At 53.6% G+C, this 24283-nt stretch carries 21 protein-coding genes, 1 tRNA gene, 1 rRNA gene and 1 pseudogene; 7 read left to right on the forward strand and 17 right to left on the reverse strand.

The window, feature by feature from the left end; all coding sequences use genetic code 11:
• Positions 1–5: 5 nt before the first annotated feature.
• Together ACWKXX_RS10585 and rrf are read left to right on the forward strand one after the other, a co-directional pair.
• A tRNA-Thr gene (locus tag ACWKXX_RS10585) sits at positions 6–81 on the forward strand.
• A 43-nt stretch (positions 82–124) separates the two neighbouring features.
• Positions 125–240 (forward strand): 5S ribosomal RNA (gene rrf / locus ACWKXX_RS10590).
• A 316-nt stretch (positions 241–556) separates the two neighbouring features.
• On the opposite strand, the gene ACWKXX_RS10595 is transcribed toward rrf, so the two are convergent.
• From ACWKXX_RS10595 to ACWKXX_RS10605, 3 genes are all read right to left on the reverse strand, one after another.
• Positions 557–778 (reverse strand): lipoprotein, encoded by a 222-nt coding sequence (locus ACWKXX_RS10595; RefSeq protein ID WP_003860364.1) that lies wholly within the window; start codon positions 776–778, stop codon positions 557–559.
• Between the two features lie 248 nt (positions 779–1026).
• Entirely contained in the window at positions 1027–4140 is a 3114-nt protein-coding gene (locus ACWKXX_RS10600; RefSeq protein WP_032649687.1) for an efflux RND transporter permease subunit, read from the reverse strand.
• An 11-nt stretch (positions 4141–4151) separates the two neighbouring features.
• Complete coding sequence (locus ACWKXX_RS10605) at positions 4152–5291, reverse strand: efflux RND transporter periplasmic adaptor subunit (protein ID WP_015572026.1); 1140 nt, start codon at positions 5289–5291, stop codon at positions 4152–4154.
• A 396-nt stretch (positions 5292–5687) separates the two neighbouring features.
• Here ACWKXX_RS10605 and envR point away from each other — a divergent pair.
• Positions 5688–6336: pseudogene (gene envR / locus ACWKXX_RS10610) on the forward strand (acrEF/envCD operon transcriptional regulator).
• On the opposite strand, the gene ACWKXX_RS10615 reads toward envR, so the two are convergent.
• The 14 genes from ACWKXX_RS10615 to acuI form a co-directional block, all read right to left on the reverse strand.
• The gene (locus tag ACWKXX_RS10615) at positions 6331–8415 is read right to left on the reverse strand and encodes a putative bifunctional diguanylate cyclase/phosphodiesterase (protein WP_047726729.1); all 2085 of its coding nucleotides are present in this window, start codon (positions 8413–8415) and stop codon (positions 6331–6333) included. The pseudogene envR and the gene ACWKXX_RS10615 overlap by 6 nt on opposite strands.
• A 139-nt stretch (positions 8416–8554) precedes the next feature.
• Positions 8555–8719, reverse strand: a complete 165-nt coding sequence (locus ACWKXX_RS10620; protein WP_261665958.1) for a DUF2556 family protein — start codon at positions 8717–8719, stop codon at positions 8555–8557.
• A 178-nt stretch (positions 8720–8897) separates the two neighbouring features.
• Positions 8898–9194, reverse strand: a complete 297-nt coding sequence (gene fis / locus ACWKXX_RS10625; RefSeq protein WP_000462905.1) for a DNA-binding transcriptional regulator Fis — start codon at positions 9192–9194, stop codon at positions 8898–8900.
• Positions 9195–9217: 23 nt separating this feature from the next.
• Positions 9218–10183 (reverse strand): tRNA dihydrouridine synthase DusB, encoded by a 966-nt coding sequence (gene dusB, locus ACWKXX_RS10630; RefSeq protein ID WP_015572023.1) that lies wholly within the window; start codon positions 10181–10183, stop codon positions 9218–9220.
• 330 nt (positions 10184–10513) lie between these two features.
• Complete coding sequence (locus tag ACWKXX_RS10635; protein ID WP_017382702.1) at positions 10514–11254, reverse strand: carbonic anhydrase; 741 nt, start codon at positions 11252–11254, stop codon at positions 10514–10516.
• A 137-nt stretch (positions 11255–11391) separates the two neighbouring features.
• Positions 11392–12273 (reverse strand): 50S ribosomal protein L11 methyltransferase, encoded by an 882-nt coding sequence (gene prmA / locus ACWKXX_RS10640; protein WP_015572021.1) that lies wholly within the window; start codon positions 12271–12273, stop codon positions 11392–11394.
• Positions 12274–12284: 11 nt separating this feature from the next.
• Positions 12285–13736, reverse strand: coding sequence for a sodium/pantothenate symporter (gene panF / locus ACWKXX_RS10645; RefSeq protein ID WP_045348089.1), 1452 nt, complete (start codon positions 13734–13736; stop codon positions 12285–12287).
• Positions 13726–13968, reverse strand: coding sequence for a YhdT family protein (locus tag ACWKXX_RS10650; protein WP_003860385.1), 243 nt, complete (start codon positions 13966–13968; stop codon positions 13726–13728). Before ACWKXX_RS10650 ends, panF begins: the two co-directional genes overlap by 11 nt.
• Before the next feature lie 108 nt (positions 13969–14076).
• Positions 14077–15426 carry an acetyl-CoA carboxylase biotin carboxylase subunit gene (gene accC / locus ACWKXX_RS10655; RefSeq protein WP_003860388.1) on the reverse strand — a complete coding sequence of 450 codons (1350 nt, stop codon included), beginning with the start codon at positions 15424–15426 and terminating at the stop codon, positions 14077–14079.
• Positions 15427–15436: 10 nt separating this feature from the next.
• Complete coding sequence (gene accB, locus ACWKXX_RS10660) at positions 15437–15901, reverse strand: acetyl-CoA carboxylase biotin carboxyl carrier protein (RefSeq protein ID WP_015572018.1); 465 nt, start codon at positions 15899–15901, stop codon at positions 15437–15439.
• Between the two features lie 21 nt (positions 15902–15922).
• A complete protein-coding gene (gene aroQ / locus ACWKXX_RS10665; protein WP_003860391.1) occupies positions 15923–16375 on the reverse strand; it encodes a type II 3-dehydroquinate dehydratase in 453 nt (150 codons plus the stop codon).
• Between the two features lie 234 nt (positions 16376–16609).
• Positions 16610–17209, reverse strand: a complete 600-nt coding sequence (msrQ, locus tag ACWKXX_RS10670) for a protein-methionine-sulfoxide reductase heme-binding subunit MsrQ (protein WP_003860393.1) — start codon at positions 17207–17209, stop codon at positions 16610–16612.
• Positions 17210–18211, reverse strand: coding sequence for a protein-methionine-sulfoxide reductase catalytic subunit MsrP (gene msrP / locus ACWKXX_RS10675; RefSeq protein WP_015572016.1), 1002 nt, complete (start codon positions 18209–18211; stop codon positions 17210–17212).
• A 77-nt stretch (positions 18212–18288) separates the two neighbouring features.
• On the reverse strand, positions 18289–19263 hold the full coding sequence (gene acuI / locus ACWKXX_RS10680; protein WP_015572015.1) for an acrylyl-CoA reductase (NADPH): 975 nt from the start codon (positions 19261–19263) through the stop codon (positions 18289–18291).
• A 184-nt stretch (positions 19264–19447) separates the two neighbouring features.
• Between acuI and csrD the strand changes: the two genes are divergently transcribed.
• The 4 genes from csrD (at position 19448) to mreD (ending at position 24281) form a co-directional block, all read left to right on the forward strand.
• Positions 19448–21388: an RNase E specificity factor CsrD gene (gene csrD, locus ACWKXX_RS10685; protein WP_032669091.1), complete on the forward strand. Its 1941-nt coding sequence runs from the start codon at positions 19448–19450 to the stop codon at positions 21386–21388.
• A gap of 282 nt (positions 21389–21670) precedes the next feature.
• The gene (mreB, locus tag ACWKXX_RS10690; protein ID WP_000913396.1) at positions 21671–22714 is read left to right on the forward strand and encodes a rod shape-determining protein MreB; all 1044 of its coding nucleotides are present in this window, start codon (positions 21671–21673) and stop codon (positions 22712–22714) included.
• A gap of 62 nt (positions 22715–22776) precedes the next feature.
• The gene (mreC, locus tag ACWKXX_RS10695; RefSeq protein WP_003860400.1) at positions 22777–23793 is read left to right on the forward strand and encodes a rod shape-determining protein MreC; all 1017 of its coding nucleotides are present in this window, start codon (positions 22777–22779) and stop codon (positions 23791–23793) included.
• On the forward strand, positions 23793–24281 hold the full coding sequence (gene mreD / locus ACWKXX_RS10700) for a rod shape-determining protein MreD (protein ID WP_003860402.1): 489 nt from the start codon (positions 23793–23795) through the stop codon (positions 24279–24281). The genes mreC and mreD overlap by 1 nt, the downstream gene beginning before the upstream one ends.
• Positions 24282–24283 lie beyond the last annotated feature (2 nt).

A 24283-nucleotide genomic window follows, 5' to 3' on the forward strand; every position in this document is an offset into this window, starting at 1 on the left:
AGCGTGCTGATATGGCTCAGTTGGTAGAGCGCACCCTTGGTAAGGGTGAGGTCCCCAGTTCGACTCTGGGTATCAGCACCACTTTATACTTAGGTTAAAGTTCGGCAAGAAGTAAAAGAATTTGTCTGGCGGCTTTAGCGCGGTGGTCCCACCTGACCCCATGCCGAACTCAGAAGTGAAACGCCGTAGCGCCGATGGTAGTGTGGGGTCTCCCCATGTGAGAGTAGGGAACTGCCAGACATCAAACAAGTAGAAAGGCCATCCGAAAGGATGGCCTTTTTGCGTTATCTCTCCAGCTAAACCAATTCCCTCATTCGATATTTCACTGGCGCCGTTAATATCTTACGGACGTAGCGCTTTACCCTACTGAAAATGAAGTGGTGAAATGCATTCTGCTGGCTCGCAGTAGCGTTAAATAATACAGATAAGGGGTATAGCGAGGAGTAAGGTAGCGTATTGAATTTAATTAATATCTGATGCTATTCGTGATGGGGAGTATGCATTTCTTATATCAGGCAAAAATAAAAGCGCGGCCATCGCCGCGCTTTTAGAAGCCTTATTTAGTCAGGGCAACAATACCGAGTGTCAGGCCTGCGATTGCCGCGGCGCCACCAGCAATCGCACCTGCTGTTTCCCAGTTATCCTGGGTAGTGCCCTTCATACAGGTATTGGTGTGAACCAGTCGGCCCTGATCGTCGTATACCGGTACACATGGAGAGTCGTGCGCGCAACCAGCAAGCAGCGCAGCGAGAAGTGCAACGGAAAGGAATCTTTTCATGATGTTACCTCAATATGATCGCCTATTCGCTAAAGAGCCGATACAGCAATTAACGAACTGATGATTATTTTACCACCGCACTAATACCATGCAGCACGGGGAATAATCTCAATTTGTGTGGATTGTAAAAATTATGAAGAAAAAAGCGCGGGCACTGATTATTAATGGAGGAAATGTGAAGAGGGGATGTGTTTTTACATTGTTTTCAGGAAATAAAAAAGGCACCAGAGGTGCCTTTATGATTTTCATTAATCCTTGTGCTTTGTAAACCGTCTCCGGACAACCACAAAGAAAACAGGAACAAAGAAAATGGCCAACAGGGTGGCTGACAGCATCCCGCCCATCACGCCCGTCCCGACCGCATTTTGTGCCCCACTACCTGCACCGCTGCTGATGACCAGAGGCATAACACCAAGGATGAATGCCAGGGAAGTCATCAGGATAGGACGCAGACGCATACGCGAGGCTTCAAGCGTGGCTTCGATAATCCCTTTGCCTTCTTTATCCATGAGATCCTTGGCGAACTCAACGATCAGTATGGCGTTCTTGGCTGATAAACCAATTGTCGTAAGCAGACCAACCTGGAAGTAAACGTCATTGTTCAGCCCTCGCATTGATGCAGCCAGAAGCGCGCCGATCACCCCCAGCGGCACAACCAGCATGACCGAGAAGGGAATTGACCAACTTTCATAGAGGGCCGCCAGACACAGGAACACCACAATCAGTGAGATGGCGTACAGCGCCGGAGCCTGATTCCCGGAAAGTCGTTCCTGATAAGACATCCCCGTCCAGTCGTAGCCGATGCCGGAAGGCAGTTTTGACGCAAGGCTTTCCATCAACGCCATTGCCTCACCGGTACTTTTGCCAGGGGCAGACTCACCGAGGATCTCCATTGACGGCATCCCATTGTAACGTTCCAGACGCGGTGAACCGTACACCCAGTGAGAGCTGCTAAAGGCAGAGAAAGGCACCATTTCGCCGTTAGCGCTACGCACATACAGGCCGTTAATGTCTCCTGGTAGCATACGGAAGCGAGCATCAGCCTGGACATAAACTTTTTTCACCCGTCCGTGATCGATAAAGTCGTTCACATAGGTGCCACCCAGCGCTGTTGAAATCGTCTGATTGACGTCAGACACGCTCACACCCAGCGCCTGTGCCTTCTCCTGATCGACGTCCAGCTTGAACTGTGGCGTATCTTCCAGTCCATTAGGACGCACGCGAACCAGTAAGTCAGGATGTTCTCTCACCATGCCCAGCAGCTGGTTACGCGCCTGGGTTAACTGCGTATGCCCCAGGTTTGCCTGGTCAATCAATTCAAAGTCAAAGCCTGTTGCGGTACCCAGTTCAATAATGGCAGGCAGGTTAAACGGAAATACAAGACCGTCTTTGATCTGGCTGAACGCTTTCGTCGCGCGGCTGACAATCGCCTCAACGCCGTTTTCCTTGCCCGGACGTTCTTCCCATGGCTTCAGGCTGACGAAAGCGATACCGGAGTTCTGCCCCTGTCCGCTAAAGCTAAAACCGTTTACGGTAAAGACCGATTCAACGTTCGCTTTCTCTTTCGTCAGGTAATAATCCTGAACCTGATCGAGTACCTGCTGGGTACGCATCTGCGTCGCCCCTGCCGGCAACTGAACCATCGTCATAAACACCCCCTGATCCTCTTCCGGCAGGAAGGAGGAAGGCAGGCGCAGGAACAGAACTGCCATGCCGCCGACGATGATGACGTAAACCAGCAGATAGCGGCCGGTCTTACGTAAAATGCCGCTCACGCTGTTGCTGTAATGCTCCACACTTTTATCAAAGAGCGCGTTAAACCAGCCGAAGAAACCACCTTTCTTTTCATGATGTTCGCTGGCAACCGGTTTGAGCAGCGTTGCACAAAGAGCAGGCGTTAATATCAACGCCACCAGTACCGACAAGGCCATCGCGGAGACAATGGTCAGCGAGAACTGGCGATAGATAGCCCCGGTTGAACCACCAAAGAATGCCATCGGGATAAATACCGCCGAAAGCACCATGGCAATGCCCACCAGGGCGCCCTGGATTTGCTCCATCGACTTCTGCGTCGCCTCTTTTGGCGGCAGCTTGTCCTCAACCATGACGCGTTCTACGTTCTCGACCACCACGATGGCGTCATCGACGAGCAGACCTATCGCCAATACCATCCCGAACATCGTCAGGGTGTTAATGGAGAACCCGAACGCAGCCAGTACCGCAAAGGTGCCCAGTAACACCACGGGCACGGCGATCGTCGGAATAAGCGTTGCCCGCAGGTTTTGCAGGAACAAGTACATCACCAGGAACACGAGAACAATCGCTTCAAACAGTGTCTTCACCACCTCATGGATTGAGATCTTCACGAAAGGTGTGGTGTCGTACGGATACACGACTTTCAGGCCCTGAGGGAAGAAGGGCTGCAACTGCGCCAGTTTACTCTTGATGGCGGCAGCGGTATCCAGCGCGTTTGCGCCAGTCGCCAGCTTGATCCCCAGCCCCGTTGCTGCCTGGCCATTGATTTTGGTGACCATGTTGTAGTTTTCGCCACCCAGCTCAATGCGGGCCACATCTTTCAGGTGGACCATTGAACCGTCCTGGTTCACCTTCAGAGTCACACGACCAAACTCCTCCGGCGATTTCAGACGCGTTTGAGCAATAATTGAGGCGTTCAGTTGCTGCCCAGGTACGGACGGTGTTCCGCCCAACTGGCCCGCAGCAATCTGGTCGTTCTGCGTTTTTAGCTGGTTAATGATATCCAGCGGCGTGAGCTGATATTTGTTCATCGCGTTGCTGTCCAGCCAGATGCGCATTGCATACTGGGCACCGAACAGCTGCACGTCACCGACGCCGGAAGTACGGCTGATCGCATCTTTTACATTAGAAGCGACATAGTCGGAGATATCATCCTGCGTGAGGTTTTTATTGTCCGACACAAAGCCTGCAACCAGCAGGAAGCTGCTGCTGGATTTCTCCACGCCGATCCCCTGCTGCTGCACTTCTTGTGGCAGCAGCGGCATGGCGAGCTGGAGTTTGTTCTGAACCTGCACCTGCGCAATATCAGGATCTGTACCCGACTCGAACGTCAGCGTAATGGTGACGTTACCAGCGGAATCACTGGTGGACGACATGTACATCAAATTATCGATACCGTTCATGTTCTGTTCGATAACCTGAGTGACGGTGTCCTGTACCGTCTGGGCATCAGCGCCCGGGTAGGTTGCTGTCACCGCAACCGCCGGCGGCGCAATGGTCGGATATTGCGCGACCGGTAGTTTTAAAATGGCCAGCCCGCCCGCAATCATCAGAATGATGGCGAGTACCCAGGCGAAAACAGGCCGTTGAATAAAGAAATTAGCCATGTCGTTATTCCTTAACTGGCTGGAGTCGCTGCGGTATCAGGAATAGCCACGACGGTGACGCCAGGGCGAACTTTTTGCAGGCCGCTGATAATGACGCGGTCGCCGTTTTTGAGGCCTTCCGTGATCAGCCAGCGATCGCCAATCGCCTGCGGTGCAACGACAGTGCGTGATTCCACCTGGTTTTTCTCATTTACCACAAGCACGGTGGCATCTCCGCGTGGTGTACGGGTTACCCCCTGCTGAGGAACCAGAATGGCATCAGGTTGCGTACCTTCATCGATGCGCGCACGGACAAACATACCCGGTAACAGCATATGCTGTGGGTTAGGGAAGAGGGCGCGAAGGGTGATTGAGCCGGTACTTTCATCTACCGTGACATCAGAGAACTGGAGCGTCCCTTTCAGCGGATAAGGCTGGCCATTTTCCATCAGCAACTCGACGCTGCTGGTGTCTCCCTTTTGCAGGCTCGTCTGCTGCTTCAGGCGCATAAAATCGCTGCTGGATTGCGTCACATCGACATAAATGGGATCGAGTTGCTGAACCGTCGCCAGTGCAGTTGCCTGGCCATTAGTGACTAACGCCCCTTCGGTGACGCTGGATTTACCTATACGCCCGTTGATTGGGGATGTGACTTTCGTATAGGCCAGGTTGATCCGCGCGCTTTCAACGCCAGCCTTCGCGGCAACCACGCTCGCATCCGCCTGCTGGGCAGTTGCCACCGCCTGATCGTACTCCTGCTTGCTCACATATTGCGTACCAACCAGCGGAACGTAACGTTTCACCGTCAGATGGGCGATATTCGCCGCCGCCTGTGCTTTTACCAGTTCACCTTTCGCATTGTCGTAGGCTGCCTGATAGGTGGCCGGATCGATTTGATAAAGGGATTCACCCGCTTTAACGTCGCTGCCTTCGGTAAAATTACGGTGCAGAATGATACCACTTACCTGAGGACGAACCTCCGCAACACGATACGCGTCAGTTCTGCCGGGCAATTCTGTCGTTACGGCCAGTGGCGCGCTTTTAACAATATGAACACTGACCTGAGGAGCTTGCGCATGCTGCTGTGGGTTTTCTTGCCCATCGCACCCGGTGAGCAGCGCGGCACAGACAATGAAACCGGATAAGGGTAAGCATCTGAAGTGATTCGTCATTACTGTTCCTTAAACTACCCTTGAGCCGATATATGCCATGAATCGGTGAAAGGGTGTGAGGCAAAAAATAGAAATGTAGCCGCGTATAATAATGAGGGTGTTTAATGTTTTTTAATTTATAAGTGCTGATGGAGCTTTTAAAAGTAAAAATCGGAATCTGACACAGTGCATTCGGTATTCTTTTTCTGTCAGGATAATCAACGAAATGTTTTCGGTGAATGCTATTCATATATTTTATGAATTTTATGTATTCGATTTATTCACGTGAATTATAAATTAAATGAATTGACTTTTTTTGTGCAAAATTAACACGGGTTTTGGTTAATACTTTGACTACACGACCACGGCAATATCCTTTGATAACGTATCAATCTTATGAGTAATGAGTAGCAGGTTATGGCGCGCAAAAAGAAAGAAGAGGCTCAAAAGACCCGCCAGCAGCTGATTGAAGCCGCTATCGGGCTATTCGCGACGCGTGGCGTGTCCAGCACCACGCTTACCGACATCGCCGATGCTGCTCAACTCACTCGCGGGGCGGTTTACTGGCATTTCTCGAGTAAAGCGGAAATATTTAATGCAATATGGGATCAGCAATTGCCGATGCGTGAGATGATTCGTGACAGGTTAATACTTTCCGAAAATGACGACCCTTTGTTAATGCTTCGTGAACAATTTATTGTCGCACTGCAATATATTGCAGTGCGAGCCGCGGCAATATGCGCTTTTACAAATTTTGTATCATAAGTGTGAATTTCATGACGATGTGATTTCAGAATGTGAAATACGCAAGCGGATCGGTTTAAACGATGATTATCTTCGCAAGACGCTAAAGCGATGCATTGCTCGTAACGTTATCTCTTCGCAAACCAATATTGAACTGGCGCTGATTGTTTTCCACGCCTTTTTTAGCGGTGTCATTAAAAACTGGTTAATGGATAGCAACAATTTTAATCTGTACAAACAAGCACCGGCGCTGGTGGATAATATTCTGGCGACACTAAATATCACCCGAGTGGCGCCAGTGGTTTACGATACAGCCTCATGACCGCGTCCGGGGTAGCGACATCTCCCCGTGCTGGCACTGTTCCATAATAGCTTGCGCGGTAATCGGTTTGCCCAGCAGGTAACCCTGTAGCGTATTGCATCCCAGTTCTGTCAGAAAGGTTTGCTGCGCTGCGGTTTCGACCCCTTCCGCCACGACCTTCAGATTCAGCGTTTTTGCCAGGGCGACAATCGCCGAGACAATCGTCGCATCTTCGCTCTCACCACTTAACTCTTTCACAAAAGCACGATCGATTTTCAACTCGCAGGCGGGGAGTCGCTTAAGATACAGAAGGCTTGAGTAACCGGTGCCAAAATCGTCTATCGAGGCTTTTACTCCCGCATCCGTCAGCGCTGTCAGGACACGCACGCTTTCGTCCGGATTGTTCATTGCCGTGGTTTCGGTCACCTCCAGGATCAACATGCCGGGCGGTACGCTATGGCGCGTCAGACAATCGAGAACTGTTTTAACCAGCGACGGCTGTTCGAACTGCAATGTAGAAAGATTCACCGCCATTGACCAGTCCGTGTGGCCCTGAAGATGCCATTCACGCAGCTGGCGGCAGGCCTCGTCGATTACCCAGTTTCCAATCGGAATAATCAGCCCCGTTTTCTCTGCCAGCGGTAGAAAAAGATCGGGTGGGAGTAACCCCTGTGTGGGATGCTGCCAGCGTAACAGCGCTTCGAATCCGAGGACTGGCCCGGCAGGGGCGTGAAATTTAGGTTGATAAAGCAGGCGTAACTCATTACGGTCGATGGCCTGCCACAGATCATTCATCAGCTGTAGATGCGTCTGCGCCAGCGTATTCATTGACGGCTGGAAGAAGTGATAGCCGTTACGACCCATATGTTTTGTGTGGTACATCGCAGCATCAGCGTTAAACATCAGTTCACGATCGGTTTTGCCATCGTGTGGATAGAGCGCAATGCCAATGCTCAGGGTGACCATCAGTTCGTAAGGATCGAGATGGAACGGGCTATCAATGACGCGCACCAGTGAATTTGCCAGTGAGGCAGCATCATCCGGAGTGGCGGTTTCGGCCAGCAGGACGAATTCATCCCCACCGATACGCGCCAGCGTATACTGACCTTTCAGCTGCAACAGCAAACGCTGAGTCACCGCAACCAGAAGCTTGTCACCGACATCATGACCATAGGCATCGTTGACGGTTTTAAAGCCGTCGAGATCCATAAACATCAGCGCGAAAGGGCTTCCTTCGCGATCGGCCTTGCTGATGGCCTGATCGAGGCGATCCTCAAGCAGAATACGATTGGGTAATCGCGTCAGCGTATCATGTAACGCCAGCTGTGCGAGTTCACGGTTAGCTTCTGCCAGTGATGAGGCCAGCAGCGAGGTACGAGCCTGAAGGCGGGCATCGAACATCGACACCAGCAGCGTAATCCCCAGAATAGCGAGCGCGACCACGCTAACCAGTATCGCCAGCCAGCTCCCGTTAATGCCATGATGGTGGACCATCGTCGACATTGGAAATTGTGCTGCTTCCATGCCGGCGTAATGCATGCCAGCGATAGCGATGCCCATGGTGATCGCCGCCCCCAGCCGCATCAACGCCATTCGTGCGGCTTCCTGACGTAAACGGAACGTCAGCCAAAGAGCGGCCAGTGAAGCGGCAAGGGCAATGACCACGGAGATAGCCACCCACTTTTTATCCCAGACAATACCCGGTGTGACCTCCAGGGCTGCCATACCAGTGTAGTGCATGGCAACAATGCCCGTTCCCATCACGACGGCGCCAGGCAGCAGCCGGCGCAAACGTAGCTGCTCGCCGCTAACGAGCCACAGGGCAAACATTGACGAGCTGATGGCGATAACCATCGAAAGCACGGTCAGGACCGCGTTGTAACTCATGCTCATGGAAAGATCCATCGCCAGCATACCGATGAAATGCATCGCCCACACGCCAATCCCCATCGAAACACCGCCACCTGCCAGCCAGACGCGTGCAGCGATGCCCTGGCTTCCGGCAACGCGCGCAGCCATATTCAGCGCGGTATAGGCGGCAAGAATGGCAACAACAAAGGAGATGACTACGAGGATTTGGTTGTATTGGCTAACCAGCATGGTCTGTTCACTCGTTGTGAGACGTTAAGCAAGAGCGGTTGGAAAGGGCACAGACATTATCATCGTCAGGAAATGACGAAAAGTGATTTAAATCCCTGTTTTTATTGGGTGATAACAGGGGGGGGCAGGATGGAAGCGGTTAGTCCGGCTCTGAGCAGTTGACCAGTTTAAGCGGGTTCACGGAATTCATATTGCGACATTTATCGGTTTCGGTGCTCATCAGTTCAATCCACTGCATCAGCAGCGCATCAAAAATGAAAACAGAGACAGCAAAAACGACCAGCCACCAGTATTTACGAATCATGTGTCATTCCGTGAAAAGAGAGCCTGTAAGTTGCTGGAAATATACACGAAAAGCGGGCGTTGAAAAGTGGGGAAAGAGAAGGTTTACAAAGCATTGACGGTTGCCCGTCCGGACGATAAAAAAGGCGCTTCCCCATGCCGAAGAGCGCCTTTTTAAACAAGCAGTTAGCTAATCGAAATTAGTTCATGCCGTATTTTTTCAGTTTCTTACGCAGGGTACCACGGTTGATGCCCATCATCAGGGCAGCGCGGGTTTGATTACCACGGGTGTATTGCATCACCATGTCCAACAGTGGCTGTTCAACTTCAGCCAGTACCAGCTCATACAGGTCATTAACATCCTGACCGTTCAGTTGAGCAAAATAGTTCTTCAGTGCCTGTTTAACCGAGTCACGCAGGGGCTTTTGAGTCACCTGATCCTGAGAGTTAACGGTAGAAACGGTCAGTACGTCAGAATTTACGCGTTGTTCGAACATAGTTCTGTCAGCTCTTTATTTCATTACGCAAGATTTTCGAAGTATGCCTCCAACGCCTCCAGCTGTTCGCTGGCATCCTCAATGGCGTTGAATGTGCGCCGAAACTGGTCATTTGGAGCGTGCTCCTGGAGATACCAGGAGACGTGTTTACGCGCAATTCGGTACCCTTTTGCCTGGCCGTAGTGGTCATGCAGTTCCCGAACATGCGAACAAAGCAAGCGCTTAACCTCTGCCAGAGGCAGTGGGGCAAGCAGCTCCCCAGTGTCCAGATAATGCTGGATTTCCCGAAAGATCCAGGGTCTTCCCTGAGCGGCACGTCCTATCATCAGAGCATCAGCTCCCGTATAGTCGAGCACAGCTCTGGCTTTAAGCGGGTCAGTAATGTCGCCATTCGCGATAACCGGAATGGAAACTTTCTGCTTAACTGCCCGAATGCTGTCGTATTCAGCTTCACCGTTGAACAAACAGGCGCGAGTGCGTCCATGAATGGTCAGGGCCTGAATGCCACAGTCTTCGGCCAGTTGGGCAATCTCTACGCAGTTACGGTGTTCCGGCGACCAACCCGTGCGAATCTTCAACGTAACAGGAACGTCCACTGCGCTGACAACCGCCGTCAGGATTGACTTCACCTGGTCGGGGTATTGCAGAAGGGCTGAACCTGCAAGCTTGCGATTCACCTTTTTGGCCGGGCAACCCATATTGATATCAATAATCTGGGCGCCACTTTCCACGTTAATACGCGCGGCATCTGCCATCTCTTCAGGCACGCTTCCGGCAATTTGCACGGTGCGGATACCTGGTTCATCAATGTGCACCATCCGTAGGCGGGACTTATCGCTTTCCCAAACCTGCGGGTTAGACGACATCATCTCGGAAACGGTCAGGCCTGCTCCCATCTCGTAACACAGCGTCCTGAACGGCCGGTCGGTAATACCTGCCATTGGGGCTGCGATCAGGCGATTTCTGAGCTGGTGGTGTCCGATGCGCATGAGTTAAGAAATGACCATACTGTGACTGCAAGGCGGCGTATATTACGCATTTTTTGCACGAGATGAAAGGCCAAACTTTGAACAATCCTCTGTTGTAGATCAAGGAATCGCCAGTCATTCTTTTTGGATAAGATTATTCGCTATTTAAATCATTGTGTTATGAATAAATGAACATTTTGTGGGCGCTTACAATTTCCCGTAACTTCTCATCATTTCTGAATAAATGAATCAATTGTCCGGGATAATCTGCTGCTATAAGCAGCAGATTATGGCGCTTCTTTGCGATCTGCGTCGCATTTCAGCACAGGATATCAGCGTAAAAAAATCGACTTATTCAACAACCAGACGGCCATGAAGCGGTTGAACCGGGCGGCTGTTTTCATGGTGCATGGTGTGAGTGAATTTTTGCAGCTGTTCAGCAGAGACGGTCAGCGGGTGCTTGAGCACCAGCCATGTCACCCCTTCTGAACATGGTGGCGTGGTCAGAGAGCCGCTAAAACGCCAGTAGGTTTTATCCGTGGGCAGTAATTTATTCATATCGAGGGTTGGCTTAATCGTTACGTTCTGGTCAACCTGTCCAGGCATCACGCCCCAGAGTTTATCCAGTTCAGTGTTTGCCGCGCCCTGATCGAACATAACGGCAACGACCGTCAGTTCGCCGTCAGCGTTTTTATGGACCAGATGCATTTCCATTGCGTATTTTTTACCGTGCACCGTGTTTTCGGATGGCGCATGGAAATGGAACTGCTGTAACGTCCAGCGCTGTTTATCAAGCGTGATGCTGTCGCGTGTATCGGCATTTTCACTTGCCTGGATAGTATGGCCGTTGTTTGTCAGAATGACCGGGCCGTCGATATAGTGCGTTTCCAGCGGAGAGATGTGGGCTTTGACCGTGTTATCTATGTTGACCGGCGACTGATACATTCCGCTTTTACACGTCTTGTACGCCTCGTCCAGTTCGCCCCAATGTTCCGGTGCGCCTTCTCCCTGATAACTCCAGTGTGATGCGTAAGCCGTAGCCGAAATCATGCTCAGCGCCAGCAGCGCTGCCTTGCCTGAAATGTGTTTCATCATATTCTTCCTGTGAATTTTATTATCCAAATCAATGAGTAACATTATGATTTGTGCGGTTATTTTATCGAAGAAAGGAAGAAGGCGGGAGAAAAAACCGAAGGGAAAAGGCGTGGTCAGACGACCACGCCAAACGCTTATTTTTTACGGCCGGTGATGCGACACCACTCTTCTTTCTCGACCACCGGGTCGAGCGCGAAGAGATCGGCGTAGGCTTCACAGACGCTGTCTGCCTGGCTGGCAAGGATACCGGACAGGCCCAGCAGACCGCCTTCAACCGGCAGCACGCTGATTAACGGCGCCAGCTCGCGTAACGGGCCAGCCAGGATATTCGCGACCACAACATCGGCTTTCATCGCCTCTGGCTGTGCATCGGGCAAATACAGTTCAAGGCGATCGGAAACGCCATTACGCTCGGCGTTATCACGGCTGGCCTGAATCGCCTGCGGATCGATGTCGATCCCGATGGCTTTTGCCGCGCCCAGTTTCAGCGCCGCGATAGCAAGGATCCCGGATCCGCAACCGAAGTCGATCACGGTTTTGCCTTCCAGATCCAGGCCATCCAGCCATTGCAGGCACAGGGAGGTTGTCGGGTGGGTGCCGGTGCCGAACGCCAGACCCGGATCCAGCATCACGTTGACGGCGTTTTTATCGGGAACTTCACGCCAGCTTGGGCAGATCCACAGACGCTGACCAAACTGCATCGGATGGAAGTTGTCCATCCACTCGCGTTCCCAGTCTTTGTCTTCCAGCTGTTCAATTTTATGCGCGAAACCCACGCCCAGCAGCGGATGGTTTTCCAGAATCGCCACGACCTCTTTCATGTCGGTTTCTGCATCGAACAGGCCGATAACGTCCGTATCACCCCACAGGCGCGTTTCGCCTGGCAGCGGCTCAAAGACCGGCGTGTCATGCGTGTCCTGGAAGGTGATAGAGACCGAACCGGCCTCCATCAGCGCATCACTCAGTTCTTCGGCGTTCGCGCCGGTTGTGTTCAGTTTTAATTGGATCCACGGCATGGCAAAACTCTTTATTTATCAGTAGAAATCAGGGCAGTTTGTGGCACCGGTCGACCAAAACGGTTTCCCACCACAAACGCCAGTAAACTTATCAGTAACGAAGGCACGATCGGATGGAAGCCCAGATACTGAATTTTAAACGTGGCGAGAACAGCATACAGGACGCCCCCGACAATCATGCCGCTTAATGCACCCGCGGCATTCGCGCGTTCCCAGTAGAGCCCCAGCACCAGCGGCCACAGGAAAACGGCCTCCAGCCCACCAAAGGCGAGCAGGTTCAACCAGATGATCATCTCCGGTGGACGCCACGCGGCCAGCAGCAGCAACGCCCCCAGCACCAGGGTAATCACCGCCGACATGCGCTTGAGGCGTCGCTCATTTTCGACCTGTTCAGGACGCAAATTCAGATAGAGATCTTTAATGATCGTAGCGGAACTTTGCAGCAACTGAGCGTTGATGGTCGACATAATGGCCGCCATGGGTGCGGCGAGGAAAATCCCGGCGGCAAACGGCGGAAGCACTTTCACCATCAGGGTTGGAATGACCAGATCCGGTACGGTAAGGTCAGGGATCACCGCGCGTCCCAGCGCACCCGCCAGGTGCATACCGAACATCAGGATCGCCACCACAATTGTCCCGATAATGATCCCGCGGTGCACCGCTTTGCTGTCTTTATATGAGATGCAGCGCACGGCGGTATGCGGCAGGCCAATCACGCCAAAGCACACCAGTACCCAGAACGAGGTCATAAAGGCTGGAGAGAGGATGTCATCCGCCCCCTGCGGTGAGACCAGTTTCGGATCGATCGCTTCCAGGGTTTCAACCGCATGGCTCAGGCCCCCTGCGGCATGCACGATACCCACCAGCAGAACGAGGGTGCCAATGAGCATCACCATCCCCTGCATCGTGTCGTTGAGTACGCTGGCGCGGAACCCGCCAAATGCGGTATACAGCGCGATACTCACACCGAAAATGACCAGGCCCGTCTCATAGGGGATCCCGGCTGCCGTCTCCAGCAGTCGCGCCCCGCCGATAAACTGCACCGTCATTGCGCCAATAAACGCCACCAGCAGACTCAGGCTTGCCAGCCATACCAGCAAGCGACTCTGATAGCGGGCAAACAGCATATCGTTCAGCGTTACGGCATTGTAGCGACGGGCCAGAATGGCAAACTTTTTACCCAGTATGCCCAGAGAGAGCCAGATGGCAGGCAGCTGGATCATGGCCAGCAGTACCCAGCCCAGCCCGTACTTATAAGCGGCGCCGGGGCCACCGATAAACGAGCTGGCGCTGATGTACGTGGCGGTCAGCGTCATGGCCAGCACGACGCCACCCATTGAGCGGCTCCCGAGGAAATACTCGTTCAGAAAGGTGCCGGTCGAACGTTTACGCATCGCATAAACCGACAGGCCAAACACCAGGAACAGATAAGCGATAAGGGGCAGAATGACTTCAAGCTGCATCATCGTCCTCCAGTGAAATATCGCGATAGATGAATTTCACCATCGCCCAGCACAGCAGGATAAACACCAGCGGCAGCAGCAGGCAGGCCATTTCAAACCAGTGCGGGAGGCCGGTAATGCCAATCGCCGAATCAGGTAAGTAAGCAGTTACTAACCACGCGGCGAGATAGAGAAGGGTCAGCCACAGCGCCCAGCGCGCTTCTTTATGGGCCTGAACAAAACGTTTGTCCATTTTTTGTCCCTTGTGGATGAAGAAAGCGGGGATTGTACATGATGGGGCTTAGCGATCCCCAGAAATAAAAAAGGCCGGATAATCCGGCCTTTTAGCAACACTGGTCTCTTACTTCTCGTTCAGACCGAGTTTTTTCTCCAGGTAGTGGATGTTAGTCCCACCATTCTGGAAGTGCTCGTCGCTCATAATGCGCATCTGGAGATCAACGTTGGTTTTGATCCCGTCGATGATCAGCTCCTGAAGGGCGTTCTTCATGCGGGCAATGGCCACGTCACGGTTTTCGCCGTAGCAGATCAGCTTACCAATCATTGAGTCATAATACGGCGGTACGGTGTAACCGGCGTAGATATGGGACTCCCAGCGCACACCAAAGCCACCCGGCGCGTGGAAACGCGTGATTTTACCCGGGCTTGGCAGGAAGGTGTTCGGGTCTTCGGCGTTGATACGGCACTCTACCGCATGGCCTTTAACCACAACTTCTTCCTGTTTGATGGACAGCGGCTGACCGGCTGCGATACGCAGCTGTTCTTTGATCAGGTCAACGCCGGTGATCATTTCGGTAACCGGGTGTTCAACCTGAATACGGGTGTTCATCTCGATGAAGTAGAACTCGCCGTTTTCGAACAGGAACTCAAAGGTACCCGCTCCGCGATAGCCGATATCGACACACGCTTTAGCGCAACGCTCGCCGATGTAGCGACGCAGTTCAGGCGTAATGCCCGGCGCTGGCGCTTCTTCGACCACTTTCTGGTGACGACGCTGCATGGAGCAGTCACGTTCTGCCAGATAGATTGCGTTACCCTGACCGTCAGCCAGCACCTGAATTTCGATGTGGCGTGGGTTTTCCAGGTATTTTTCCATGTACACCATGTCATTGCTGAAAGCCGCTTTCGCTTCCGCTTTGGTCATGGAGATGGACTGCGCCAGTTCAGCATCGCTGCGTACAACGCGCATACCGCGACCGCCGCCGCCGCCGGACGCTTTGATGATCACCGGATAGCCAATGCGTTTAGCATGGGCGCGGTTAGCATCCATATCGTCGGTCAGCGGGCCGTCAGAGCCCGGTACGGTTGGCACGCCGGCTTTTTTCATCGCGGTGATGGCAGACACTTTGTCACCCATCAGGCGAATGGTGTCGGCTTTCGGGCCAATGAAGATAAAGCCAGAGCGTTCAACCTGCTCAGCAAAGTTGGCGTTCTCAGAGAGGAAACCATAACCCGGGTGAATCGCGACCGCGCCAGTGATTTCGGCGGCGCTGATGATCGCCGGGATGTTCAGATAGCTTTTTACGGACGGAGCCGGACCGATACAGACCGTCTCATCCGCCAGCAATACGTGTTTTAAATCGCGATCCGCGCTTGAGTGCACGGCCACGGTCTTGATGCCCAGTTCTTTACAGGCACGAAGAATACGCAGTGCAATCTCGCCACGGTTGGCGATAACAATTTTATCCAGCATGTTCGCCTCGTTACTCGATGACGACCAGCGGCTCGTCAAATTCTACCGGCTGACCACTTTCGACCAGGATCGCTTTCACAGTACCTGATTTGTCTGCTTCGATCTGGTTCATCATTTTCATGGCTTCAACGATGCACAGGGTATCGCCTACGTTGACTTTCTGACCCACTTCGATGAACGCCTTCGCGTCCGGGCTCGGGGTGCGGTAGAAAGTACCAACCATTGGGGAACGTACGATGTGACCACTGATTTCTGTTGCAGCCGCAGGTGCCGCTTCTGCTGCCACTGGCGCAACGGCTGCGGAGAGCGCAGGCTGCTGCACTGGCGCAGCGTAAGCTTGCTGCATTACCGGGAAGCTAGCGGCCGGGGCTGCACGGCTGATGCGTACAGACTCTTCGCCTTCAGAAATTTCCAGTTCGGAGATGCCTGATTCTTCAACCAGCTCGATCAGTTTTTTAATCTTACGAATATCCATGAGTGGGTTCCGTACTCTTGTTTAGTGTGATTGTGACAAGCGTTTTACCGCTGTCTGTAAAGCGTATGAATAGCCGTCTGCACCCAGCCCACAAATCACGCCAGCGGCGATATCTGACAGGTAGGAATGGTGGCGGAACGGCTCTCGGGCGTGCACGTTACTCAGGTGGATCTCGATAAACGGGATACTCACCGCGAGCAGTGCGTCGCGTATAGCAACACTGGTGTGCGTAAACGCGGCCGGATTGATCAGGATATAGTCCACAGTGTCTTTAGCCTGATGAATACGGTCGATGATTGCGTACTCCGCGTTTGACTGAAAATGGTCCAAATCCACATTCAGCGAGGCTGCTTCCGTACTCAGACGGTTAACAATTTCGCTCAATGTCAGCGTGCCGTACTTCTCTGGCTCACGGGTGCCGAGCATGTTCAGGTTCGGACCGTTCAATACTAAAATTTGGAATTTGTCAGCCATTGTGCCGCTATCTCCTGCGATTTTCGGGTAAAAAACAACATATACCCTCAAAGCGCAATTGTCACCCTTTCAGAGGCCTAAAACCCCTGTCCGGAAAACCGAAGTCGCACATTATAACGATTTCGTAGCATTTGGCAGCTAAATACTGGTCTTATCAGGGAAGATTATCAACCGCTATCCGAAAAAGATTCGCGGTTGATAAATAATCTGCGGGAAAACGCACAGTTTCGTGAACTATCGCAACCACTGGCGGAACTTCTTGTAACGCCACGCTAAAAGGGCCAGGGCCAGCAGGGCGTAGATGACCGGCTGAGGGGATAAAATCTTCACCGACCACAGGTAATGAATCGGGGCGAGGATCGCGACAAGATAGACGAAGTTGTGCAGCAGTTGCCAGCGTCGACCCAGTTTTCGCTGTGCATACTGCGTGGATGTCAGCGTCAGCGCCAGTAAAACCAGCCAGCTTACGATACCCAGCGTCAGATAGGGACGCGTCACCAGTTCGCTGCCAAGGAGTGCCAGGTTGTTAATGCCCAGTTCCAGCAGGGCGTAGCTGGTGAGATGCAGCGTCGCCCAGGCAAAACACCATAGCCCTAAAAGCCGACGGGTGCGTATCAATAATGGCTGTTTAGCGTAGCGCGCCAGCGGTGAGACGAGCAAGGTCGCCAGCAAAAATTTCAGAGCCATCCGACCCGTAAAATGCTGAATATCTTTCGCCGGATCGGCACTGAACTGTCCCTGGCTGGCTGCCCAGAAGAGCCAGATAAAGGGGAGCAATCCTGCTAAATGCAGGAGTACCTTCAGCCAGGTTATCTGCTTTGCCGTTAAACGCACTTAGAAGTTCTCCCGTAAATTCAGCCCACGGTAGAGGGATGCCACCTCATCCGCATAGCCGTTAAACAGCAGCGTTGGCTGGCGTTTAACATCCAGCGCGCCGCCGGAGCCGATAAAACGTTCCGTCGCCTGCGACCAGCGCGGATGGTCAACGTGCGGGTTAACGTTGGCAAAAAAACCATACTCGTCAGGCGCTGCCAGGTTCCAGGTGGTGGGGGGGCGTTCACGGGTGAGCTTAATGCTGACGATCGATTTGATGCCCTTGAAACCGTATTTCCACGGTACGGTCAGGCGAATGGGCGCCCCGTTTTGCGGCGGCAGCGCTTTGCCGTAAACCCCAACGGTAAGCAGCGTAAGCGGATGCATGGCTTCGTCGAGACGTAAACCTTCAACGTAGGGATACTCCAGCCCGCCGCCGATAAACCGATCCTTCTGGCCTGGCATCTCGTCCGGGGCGTAGCGCGTCTGGAAGGAAACATACTTCGCGTTGCTGGTGGGCTCAACCAGCGCCAGCAGTTTATGCAAAGGGAAACCTACCCACGGCACCACCATCGACCAGGCTTCCACACAGCGCATACGGTAAATGCGTTCTTCAAGTGGGAAGCGGGTGGTGAGATCATGATGATCCAGCGTCAGCGGTTTTGCCACCTCGCCATCTATCTTCAGCGTCCAGGGATCGGTTTTCATGCTCCCGGCGTTGGCGGCAGGATCGGCCTTATCGAGACCAAACTCATAGAAGTTGTTATAGCCGGTGACTTTATCTTCCGGCGTCAGCGCCAGTTTATTCTGCCACTGCGCCGGTTTGGTGAAGTTAAGCGGTGCGCCGGAGGGGGCTTTCGGGCGATCGTTGCCCTTAAACCAGTCGAGCAGATCGGCATGGGCCGCAGGGGTGAGCGTCAGGGCGGTGGCGCTGATGCCAAGCATTTTCAGGATCTGGCGGCGCTGTAGCATAAAGACAGATTCAGACGTTACGTCGGCTTCCGTCAGTTTTCGGGTTTTCATGGCATCCTCCGTCAGGCGTTTTTCTAAGCATGACGGAGGAGGAGGGTTAGCGCGAATATGTCACGAAAATTTGAAGATTAGGCGATTTTAACCAGCGCACGACCGTGGAACTGGTTGTCCATGATTTTATTGGCGAACTCTGGCGCCTGGCTCAGGGTAATCTCAGTGGCGCTCTGGTCAAAGAATGAGGCTGGCAGATCCTGCACCAGACGTTCCCAGGCCTCAGCTCGCCGCTCGGCTGGGGTCATGACCGAATCGACACCCTGAAGACGCACGTTACGCAGAATAAATGGCATCACCGTCGTCGGCAGGGCAAAACCGCCCGCCAGACCACAGGCCGCCACGCAGCCGCCGTAATTCATTTGCGCCAGCACCTTCGCCAGCACTTTGTCGCCGACGGTATCTACTGCGCCAGCCCAGACCTGTTTTTCCAGCGGGCGGGTCTCGGCGAATTCGTCGCGGCTCAGAATGCGGCTTGCGCCCAGCTGACGTAGATAATCATGCGTACTTTCGCGGCCTGAGACGGCAGCAACCTGATACCCCAGCTTGTGCAGCAGCGTGACGGCCGTGCTGCCCACGCCGCCGCTGGCGCCGGTGACGACAATTTCGCCAGAGTCAGGGCGGATCCCGGCCTCTTCCAGCGCCATCACGCACAGCATGGCGGTGAAACCTGCCGTGCCGATGATCATCGCCTTACGACCGTCCAGGCCTTTCGGCATCGGGACCAGCCAGTCACCTTTTACGCGCGCCTGCGCTGCCAGTCCGCCCCAGTGGTTTTCACCTACGCCCCAGCCGGTGAGCAGCACCTGCTGTCCGGCGTGAAAACGTGGATCTTCACTGGTATGTACGCGGCCTGCAAAGTCGATTCCTGGCACCATCGGGAAATTTCGGATGATTTTACCTTTTCCCGTAATGGCCAGCGCATCCTTATAGTTCAGGCTGGACCAGTCGATATCTACGGTCACGTCGCCCTCCGGCAGGCGGCTCTCCTCGATGGCTTGCACTGAGGCAACGGTTTTGCCGTCCTGCTGTTCTAAGATCAAAGCCTGCATACTGGGTCCTCACTAGGTTTGATGATGGGAAAATATGTTCTGATGACTATACTCGCTCAATGAAACGCAGTGCCGATTTAACGCAATAAATTGCCAGATACGCCAGGTTTGGTAGTATGCCGCATTTGAAATGCAAGTTAGTGCTCACTTGCACCCCCCTTCAACCCACGGAGTAATCTCAAGGATGCGATTAACGACGAAGTTCTCAGCTTTTATCACCTTGCTGACGGGGCTGACCATATTTGTCACGCTAATCGGCTGCTCGCTGAGCTTTTACAATGCCATCCAGGATAAGCTGGTTAACCGGGTTGAATCGGTTGCATCGGTTATCGACACTCGCCTGATTGCAACCTCCTTCCCGGCGCTTTCGCGTGAGCTGGATGAGTTAATGGTGCCTGTGGATATCGTGCAGATCGACATTAAACAGGGGAAGCAGACCGTTTTCAGCCATACCCGCCAGGGCAGCTATCGTCCTGCCGGCACGGTAGATCAGTATCGGGACGTCACGGTTAATTCACTTAAACATCCGGGTATGACAATTCATCTGATGTACCAGGATCCGATGAGCAACTATTTACGCTCGCTTATGACCACCGCGCCCTTAACCATCGCCGTTGCCTTTATCGTACTGCTGATTTTCCTCGCCGTTCGCTGGCAGCGTCGTCAACTTTCCGGCCAGGAGCTGCTGGAAACACGCTCCGTGCGGATACTGAATGGCGAACGGGGTCCACAGGTGCGGGGATCGGTTTATGAATGGCCATCACGCACCAGTAGCGCCCTGGACGTGTTGCTCTCCGAAATCCAGTTTGCCAGCGATCAGCGTAGCCGTATGGACACGTTGATTCGCTCTTACGCCGCGCAGGATAACAAAACGGGCCTCAACAACCGTCTCTTCTTTGATAATCAGCTGGCTACGCTTCTTGATGACCCCGAAAAGGTGGGTACGCATGGCGTGGTAATGATGATTCGCCTGCCCGACTTCGATCTGCTCCGTGATACCTGGGGTCAGCGCGTGGCGGAAGAGAACCTCTTTACGCTGATTAACCTGCTGTCCACCTTTATTATGCGCTACCCCGGCGCGTTACTGGCACGCTACCACCGCAGCGATTTTGCCGTCTTGCTGCCGCATCGCACCTTAAAGGAGTCCGAGAGTATCGCCAGCCAGCTGCTGAAAGCCGTCGATGCGCTGCCCCAGAGCAAAATGCTCGACAGAGACGATATGGTGCATATGGGCATCTGTGCCTGGCGCGGCGGTCAGTCGACGGAGCAGGTGATGGAACATGCGGAAGCGGCCACGCGTAACGCCGTATTGCAGGGGGCGAACGGCTGGGCAGTCTATGATGATACGCTGCCGGAGAAAGGGCGCGGCAACGTGCGCTGGCGAACCCTGATTGAACAGATGCTGAGCCGGGGCGGACCGCGCATCTATCAAAAACCGGCGGTCATGAAGAATGGTCATGTTCATCATCGTGAGCTGATGTGCCGTATTTTTGATGGCACTGAAGAGGTTATCTCCGCGGAATATCTGCCCATGGTGTTGCAATTCGGATTGTCCGAAGAGTATGACCGTCAGCAAATCACCCGTCTCATTCCGTTTTTATCGTACTGGCCTGAAGAAAATCTGGCTTTACAGGTGACCGTCGAATCGCTGATCCGTCCGCGTTTCCAGCGCTGGTTACGTGACACGTTAATGCAATGCGAAAAATCGCAACGCAAACGCATTATTTTTGAACTTGCAGAGGCAGATGTAGGTCAACACATCAGCCGGTTGCGCCCGGTAGTGCGTTTAATCAATGCGCTTGGGGCTCGCGTGGCGGTAACCCAGGCGGGTTTGACGCTGGTGAGCACCCGCTGGATCAAAGAGCTGGATGTTGAATTATTGAAGCTGCATCCGGGTCTGGTAAGGAATATTGAAAAACGCACGGAAAACCAGCTGCTGGTACAAAGCCTGGTGGAAGCGTGCAAAGGAACGCAAACGCAAGTATTTGCCACAGGCGTACGTTCACGTAGTGAATGGCAGATGTTGACAGAGCGCGGCGTGACGGGCGGTCAGGGGGATTTTTTTGCCGCCTCTCAGCCGCTTGACACCAATGTGAAAAAATATTTGCAAAGATACTCTGTTTGACCTGCCGTTTACTTTGTTTTCACGTAGAATATCGCGCCTGTAGCTTTGAGTAAGACGAGCATAAAAGCCAGTGAACGACCTTTAGTGGGTTACAAGTGAAAGTGAGGGACGCTGCTGTTTACTCAGCCCTGAGGGATTCAGGGGATGAATTTGTAACAAAGGAAACGTGCTGCACTAATTTTCACCGTAGCAGACGATTTTTGCGCCTTGTCGCTGCTGCGTGTGGTTGGTAAAGTAAGCGGATTTTGTTTTCCGCCCCAGCTTTCAGGATTATCCCTTAGTATGTTGAAAAAATTTCGTGGCATGTTTTCCAATGACCTGTCCATTGACCTGGGTACCGCGAATACCCTTATTTATGTAAAAGGACAAGGCATCGTATTGAATGAGCCTTCCGTTGTGGCCATTCGTCAGGATCGTGCCGGCTCGCCAAAAAGCGTGGCCGCAGTAGGTCATGATGCGAAGCAGATGCTGGGCCGTACGCCGGGCAACATCGCCGCGATCCGCCCTATGAAAGACGGCGTTATTGCTGACTTCTTCGTGACCGAAAAAATGCTTCAGCACTTCATCAAGCAGGTTCACAGCAACAGCTTCATGCGCCCAAGCCCGCGCGTGCTGGTGTGTGTGCCGGTTGGCGCAACCCAGGTTGAACGCCGTGCGATCCGTGAATCCGCTCAGGGTGCCGGTGCGCGTGAAGTGTTCCTGATTGAAGAACCGATGGCTGCGGCAATTGGTGCGGGTCTGCCGGTTTCTGAGGCTACCGGTTCTATGGTGGTGGATATCGGTGGCGGTACCACTGAAGTGGCCGTTATCTCCCTGAACGGTGTGGTCTACTCCTCTTCCGTGCGTATCGGCGGCGACCGTTTCGACGAAGCCATCATCAACTACGTTCGTCGTAACTACGGCTCTCTGATCGGTGAAGCAACCGCAGAGCGCATCAAGCATGAAATCGGTTCTGCCTATCCGGGTGATGAAGTACGCGAGATCGAAGTTCGCGGTCGTAACCTGGCTGAAGGCGTGCCACGCGGATTCACCCTGAACTCCAACGAAATCCTGGAAGCGTTGCAGGAGCCGCTGACCGGCATCGTGAGCGCGGTGATGGTTGCGCTGGAACAGTGCCCGCCAGAGCTGGCTTCCGATATCTCCGAGCGCGGTATGGTTCTGACCGGTGGTGGTGCGCTGCTGCGTAACCTCGACCGCCTGTTAATGGAAGAGACAGGTATTCCTGTCGTAGTTGCAGAAGATCCACTGACTTGCGTCGCCCGTGGTGGTGGCAAGGCGCTGGAAATGATCGACATGCACGGCGGCGACTTGTTTAGCGAAGAGTAGTCGGGTGTGAGAGGGTAGCAATTCGCTACCCTTTCTCTCTGACGCGAGAATACGCATAGCCTATGAAGCCAATTTTTAGCCGTGGCCCGTCGCTACAGTTTCGCCTGATCCTGGCGGTTCTGGTTGCGCTCGGGGTCATTATTGCCGATAGCCGCCTCGGTACGTTCAGCCAGATCCGAACGTACATGGATACCGCCGTCAGTCCTTTCTACTTTATTTCAAATGGTCCCCGTGAACTGCTCGACTCCGTGTCGCAAACGCTCTCATCGCGTGACCAGCTCGAACTCGAAAACCGTGCGTTACGCCAGGAACTGCTGCTGAAAAATAGCGAGCTGCTGATGCTGGGGCAATATAAGCAGGAAAACGCCCGTCTGCGCGAACTGCTTGGCTCGCCGCTGCGCCAGGATGAACAGAAAATGGTCACCCAGGTGATCTCCACCGTAAACGATCCGTACAGCGATCAGGTGGTGATTGATAAAGGCAGCGTGAACGGCGTATACGAAGGTCAGCCTGTCATCAGCGATAAGGGCGTCGTGGGCCAGGTTGTGGCGGTTGCCAAACTGACCAGCCGCGTGTTGCTGATTTGCGATGCCACCCATGCACTGCCGATTCAGGTGCTGCGTAACGATATTCGCGTGATTGCCGCCGGTAATGGCTGCACGGACGATCTGCAACTGGAACACCTGCCTGCCAACACGGATATCCGCGTGGGCGACGTGCTGGTGACGTCCGGTCTGGGCGGTCGTTTCCCTGAGGGCTACCCGGTTGCGGTTGTCTCTTCCGTGAAGCTCGACACTCAGCGTGCCTACACCGTGATTCAGGCGCGTCCAACGGCCGGCTTGCAGCGTTTGCGCTACCTGTTGCTGCTGTGGGGCGCCGATCGTAACGGCGCTAACCCGATGACCCCGGAAGATGTGCATCGCGTGGCCAACGAACGCCTGATGCAGATGATGCCGCAGGTGCTGCCTGCGCCGGATGCGATGGGACCACCTGCACCCGTACCGGCTCCGGCGACGGGGTTAACGCAGCCGCTGCCGGATGCGCCCCCACCGCCGCAAGTCTCGGGTGGAGGGCAGTAGTGGCCAGTTATCGTAGCCAGGGGCGCTGGGTAATCTGGCTCTCATTCCTCGTTGCACTGTTGCTGCAAATTATGCCCTGGCCGGACGACATTCTTGTTTTCCGGCCAAACTGGGTATTGCTCATTTTGCTCTACTGGATCCTTGCCCTGCCGCACCGAGTAAATGTCGGCACAGGTTTTGTGATGGGTGCCATACTGGATCTTATCAGTGGCTCTACGCTTGGCGTCCGCGCCTTATCCATGAGCATTATTGCGTATCTCGTCGCACTCAAATTCCAGCTCTTTCGTAACCTTGCGCTCTGGCAACAGGCGCTGGTAGTGATGTTGTTGTCGCTCGCTGCGGATATCGTTGTTTTCTGGGCAGAGTTTTTAGTGATCAACGTCTCTTTCCGACCGGAAGTGTTCTGGAGTAGTGTAGTAAACGGTGTGCTCTGGCCGTGGCTGTTCCTGCTGATGCGTAAAATTCGCCAGCAGTTTGCCGTGCAATAAAA

The organism is Enterobacter sp. UPMP2061 (assembly GCF_053709615.1).

Excerpts from the sequence above, each read along its gene's own strand:
- ACWKXX_RS10595 (WP_003860364.1), bottom strand. The coding sequence starts at position 778 with ATGAAAAGATTCCTTTCCGTTGCACTTCTCGCTGCGCTGCTTGCTGGT.
- ACWKXX_RS10600 (WP_032649687.1), bottom strand. The coding sequence starts at position 4,140 with ATGGCTAATTTCTTTATTCAACGGCCTGTTTTCGCCTGGGTACTCGCC.
- ACWKXX_RS10605 (WP_015572026.1), bottom strand. The coding sequence starts at position 5,291 with ATGACGAATCACTTCAGATGCTTACCCTTATCCGGTTTCATTGTCTGT.
- ACWKXX_RS10615 (WP_047726729.1), bottom strand. The coding sequence starts at position 8,415 with ATGCTGGTTAGCCAATACAACCAAATCCTCGTAGTCATCTCCTTTGTT.
- ACWKXX_RS10620 (WP_261665958.1), bottom strand. The coding sequence starts at position 8,719 with ATGATTCGTAAATACTGGTGGCTGGTCGTTTTTGCTGTCTCTGTTTTC.
- fis (WP_000462905.1), bottom strand. The coding sequence starts at position 9,194 with ATGTTCGAACAACGCGTAAATTCTGACGTACTGACCGTTTCTACCGTT.
- dusB (WP_015572023.1), bottom strand. The coding sequence starts at position 10,183 with ATGCGCATCGGACACCACCAGCTCAGAAATCGCCTGATCGCAGCCCCA.
- ACWKXX_RS10635 (WP_017382702.1), bottom strand. The coding sequence starts at position 11,254 with ATGAAACACATTTCAGGCAAGGCAGCGCTGCTGGCGCTGAGCATGATT.
- prmA (WP_015572021.1), bottom strand. The coding sequence starts at position 12,273 with ATGCCGTGGATCCAATTAAAACTGAACACAACCGGCGCGAACGCCGAA.
- panF (WP_045348089.1), bottom strand. The coding sequence starts at position 13,736 with ATGCAGCTTGAAGTCATTCTGCCCCTTATCGCTTATCTGTTCCTGGTG.
- ACWKXX_RS10650 (WP_003860385.1), bottom strand. The coding sequence starts at position 13,968 with ATGGACAAACGTTTTGTTCAGGCCCATAAAGAAGCGCGCTGGGCGCTG.
- accC (WP_003860388.1), bottom strand. The coding sequence starts at position 15,426 with ATGCTGGATAAAATTGTTATCGCCAACCGTGGCGAGATTGCACTGCGT.
- accB (WP_015572018.1), bottom strand. The coding sequence starts at position 15,901 with ATGGATATTCGTAAGATTAAAAAACTGATCGAGCTGGTTGAAGAATCA.
- aroQ (WP_003860391.1), bottom strand. The coding sequence starts at position 16,375 with ATGGCTGACAAATTCCAAATTTTAGTATTGAACGGTCCGAACCTGAAC.
- msrP (WP_015572016.1), bottom strand. The coding sequence starts at position 18,211 with ATGAAAACCCGAAAACTGACGGAAGCCGACGTAACGTCTGAATCTGTC.
- acuI (WP_015572015.1), bottom strand. The coding sequence starts at position 19,263 with ATGCAGGCTTTGATCTTAGAACAGCAGGACGGCAAAACCGTTGCCTCA.
- csrD (WP_032669091.1), top strand. The coding sequence starts at position 19,448 with ATGCGATTAACGACGAAGTTCTCAGCTTTTATCACCTTGCTGACGGGG.
- mreB (WP_000913396.1), top strand. The coding sequence starts at position 21,671 with ATGTTGAAAAAATTTCGTGGCATGTTTTCCAATGACCTGTCCATTGAC.
- mreC (WP_003860400.1), top strand. The coding sequence starts at position 22,777 with ATGAAGCCAATTTTTAGCCGTGGCCCGTCGCTACAGTTTCGCCTGATC.